This window comes from Novosphingobium hassiacum, assembly GCF_014196055.1.
Lineage (GTDB): Bacteria > Pseudomonadota > Alphaproteobacteria > Sphingomonadales > Sphingomonadaceae > Novosphingobium > Novosphingobium hassiacum.
Genome location: NZ_JACICY010000046.1, coordinates 1 through 2739, shown reverse-complemented (window position 1 = coordinate 2739; position 2739 = coordinate 1). Strand labels below are relative to the sequence as shown.

The 2739-nt window shown below is 62.7% G+C and carries 3 protein-coding genes; all 3 read left to right on the top strand.

The genetic code is table 11. The features are described from left to right. Window positions 1-11 precede the first annotated feature (11 nt). A complete protein-coding gene (locus tag GGQ88_RS20985) occupies window positions 12-1130 on the top strand; it encodes an NAD(P) transhydrogenase subunit alpha (protein WP_183615348.1) in 1119 nt (372 codons plus the stop codon). A 12-nt stretch (window positions 1131-1142) separates the two neighbouring features. After that, on the top strand, window positions 1143-1427 hold the full coding sequence (locus tag GGQ88_RS20980) for an NAD(P) transhydrogenase subunit alpha part 2 (protein ID WP_183615347.1): 285 nt from the start codon (window positions 1143-1145) through the stop codon (window positions 1425-1427). After that, window positions 1427-2739, top strand: a 1313-nt coding sequence (locus GGQ88_RS20975; protein ID WP_183615346.1) for an NAD(P)(+) transhydrogenase (Re/Si-specific) subunit beta, incomplete at its 3' end; no start/stop codon positions are given. The genes GGQ88_RS20980 and GGQ88_RS20975, both read left to right, overlap by 1 nt.

Below are 2739 nucleotides of genomic sequence, written 5' to 3'. Positions count from 1 at the left end.
TGGCCGAGGCAATGAAGATCGCCGTCCTTCGGGAACGTGCGACAGGGGAGAGCCGAGTTTCGGCCACGCCGGAAACGGTCAAAAAGTTCATTGCCCTTGGGGCCTCGGTCGTGGTGGAAAGCGGCGCGGGCACCGGTGCTTCGATCGGCGACGATGACTATCGCGCTGCTGGAGCCGAAATCGTCGCAGCGGATGCGGCGAAAGACGCTGACATCGTGCTGGGCGTGCAGGGGGCTGAGGCCGATCTGCTGGCAGGCGTAAAGCCGGGCGCATGGGTCGTCGCAGGGCTTGATCCCTTCGTGCGGCGTGACCGGGTCGATGCCTATGCTTCTGCCGGGCTCGAAGCGCTCGCCATGGAATTCATGCCGCGCATCACGCGTGCGCAGTCGATGGATATCCTTTCCTCTCAATCGAACCTGGCCGGATACAAGGCGGTTCTGACTGCCGCCAATATCTATGGCCGGGCCTTCCCGATGATGATGACGGCGGCGGGCACTGTGTCCGCTGCCAAGGCATTCATCATGGGCGTGGGTGTTGCCGGGCTACAGGCCATCGCCACCGCTCGCCGTCTCGGCGCGCAGGTGTCGGCGACAGACGTGCGTTCGGCCACCAAGGAGCAGATCCAGTCGCTCGGCGCCAAGCCGATCTTCGTTGAAAGCGTGGCTGGTATCGAGGGCGAAGGTGCTGGTGGTTACGCCACGGAAATGAGCGAGGAATATCAGAAGGCTCAGGCCGAACTGGTGTCCTCGCACATCGCCAAGCAGGACATCGTGATCACCACCGCGCTGATCCCGGGCCGCGCTGCGCCGCGCCTGATCACAGATGCGCAGATCGCCACGATGAAGCCGGGCTCGGTGATCTTCGATCTTGCCGTCTCGCAAGGCGGCAACGTCGAGGGCTCGGTCGCTGATCAGGTGGTCGAAAAGCACGGCGTCAAGATCGTCGGGTATTCGAACACTGCGACGCATTTGGCCGCAGACGCCTCGGCGCTGTTCGCGCGCAACCTCTACAACTTCCTTTCGGCCTTCTGGGACAAGGAAGCGGGCAAGCCCGTTCTGGACGAGGAAATCGGCAACGCCATCCGCCTGACGCAGGGCGGCAGGGTCGTGAACGAACGACTGCTCGGCTGAGGGGGGCTGACCATGGACTTTATTGCAATTCTCTCGATTTTCGTGATGGCCTGTTTCGTGGGCTATTACGTGGTGTGGTCGGTTACGCCTGCGCTGCACACGCCACTGATGGCGGTGACCAATGCGATTTCCTCGGTGATCGTGGTCGGCGCGCTGGTCGCGGCGGCGGCTGAAGGTTCGGTCGTTTCGAAGTGGCTGGGGCTTGGCGCGGTGGTGCTGGCTTCTGTCAACATCTTCGGCGGCTTTGCCGTGACCGAGCGCATGCTGGCGATGTACAAGAAGAAGGAGAAGAAGTGATGGAACACATCGCAACTCCTTCGTGGGCGATGCTCGCCTACCTCGTCTCCGGCGTCCTGTTCATCCTCGCGCTGCGTGGGCTTTCGAGCCCGGCGACATCGCGCGCTGGTAACCGTTACGGCATGATCGGCATGGCGATCGCCATGGTGACCACGCTCTACACCCATTCCATCGCCAGCTTGCCTGAGATCATCGGTGCCTTGGCAATCGGCGGCGGTGTCGGCTTCGTCACCGCACGCAAGATCAAGATGACCGACATGCCGCAGCTTGTGGCGGCATTCCACTCGCTCGTCGGTCTTGCCGCTGTGCTGGTCGGCCTTGCTGCCTACCTCAACCCCATCGCGTTCGGCATTGCCGGGGCGGACGGGGTTATCGAGGTGCAGAGCCGGATCGAGATGGGCCTTGGCATTGCCATCGGCGCGATCACGTTCTCGGGCTCGATCATCGCGTTCCTCAAGCTCGCCGGCAAGATGAGCGGCTCGCCGATCATGCTGCCCGGACGCCATGTGCTGAACCTTGGCACATTGATCGCGATCCTCGGCCTCGTGGCGTACTTCACGCAGGACCAGAGCCAGTGGGTGATCGTGGCGATCACGGTGCTGTCGTTCATCATCGGCTTCCTGCTGATCATTCCGATCGGCGGCGCGGACATGCCGGTGGTCGTCTCGATGCTCAACTCGTATTCGGGCTGGGCTGCGGCGGCGATGGGCTTCACGCTGCACAACACCGCGATGATCATCACCGGCGCGCTGGTCGGATCGTCGGGCGCAATCCTGTCGTACATCATGTGCAAGGCGATGAATCGCAGCTTCCTCTCGGTAATCGCGGGCGGCTTTGGCGCGGCGCCTGAAGCATCTGGCGGCGCGGCAAAGGAACAGCGTCCGTGGAAGCGCGGTTCGGCCGAAGATGCGGCCTACATGATGAAGGAGGCCGAGAGCGTCATCATCATTCCAGGCTATGGCATGGCGGTTTCGCAGGCACAGCACGCATTGCGCGAGATGGGCGATCAGCTCAAGGCGCACGGCGTCAACGTGAAGTACGCGATCCACCCGGTCGCAGGCCGCATGCCGGGCCACATGAACGTGCTGCTGGCCGAAGCCAACGTGCCTTACGATGAAGTGTTCGAGCTGGAAGACATCAACAGCGAGTTCGCGCAGGCCGATGTGGCCTTCATCATCGGCGCGAACGACGTCGTCAATCCAGCGGCCAAGACCGACAAGTCCTCGCCGATCTACGGCATGCCGGTGTTCGACGTCGACAAGGCCAAGACGATCTTCTTCGTCAAGCGCTCGATGGGCGGGGTCGGCTATGC